This is a genomic window from Mesorhizobium sp. M1A.F.Ca.IN.020.06.1.1, from assembly GCF_004023265.1.
Taxonomy (GTDB): Bacteria; Pseudomonadota; Alphaproteobacteria; order Rhizobiales; family Rhizobiaceae; genus Mesorhizobium.
The window spans coordinates 1-438 of the sequence record NZ_RZSR01001814.1 but is presented as its reverse complement, the minus strand read 5'-3'; the positions used below and the strand labels follow the sequence as shown (position 1 = coordinate 438).

Here is a 438-nt window from a genome sequence, read left to right as displayed (position 1 = left end):
TTGGCCCCCGACCGCCGATCTAGCCGCGAGGCGCTGCCGTTTGAGACCGAGGTCCGCCAAATCCTCATCTATATCGGCAGCGGTCGATGGCCGAAGCAGTCTTTGATCCGCCACACGAACCTGTCGTTTATCTTCGAGGTGGTCAACGCGATAGACGTTAGTGCCGAGTCGCTGGTCCAGCATGGTGACATCGGCGATGCCGTCTTTGGCATCCTTTGCCGCAATGGCAGCACTCGTGATATGGTTAGAGCCATCCTTGACCGGATCGCTCAAGCGCCATCGGAGCAACAGAAGGATGCCTTTGCGCAGTTGTTGATTTTGTCCGGATTGAGGAAGGCCAGACATCTGGTTGAGAAGGAGTACGAAAGAATGGGCCTCGTCATCAACGTCGAAGACAGCAAGATTCTTCGAGAACCCATCGACCGCGCGCACCGGGAG

General features: G+C 56.8%; 1 protein-coding gene. It reads left to right on the top strand.

The features are described from left to right. The coding region (locus EOA60_RS38080; RefSeq protein WP_164899971.1) for a hypothetical protein at positions 1-438 on the top strand (438 nt) is incomplete at both ends.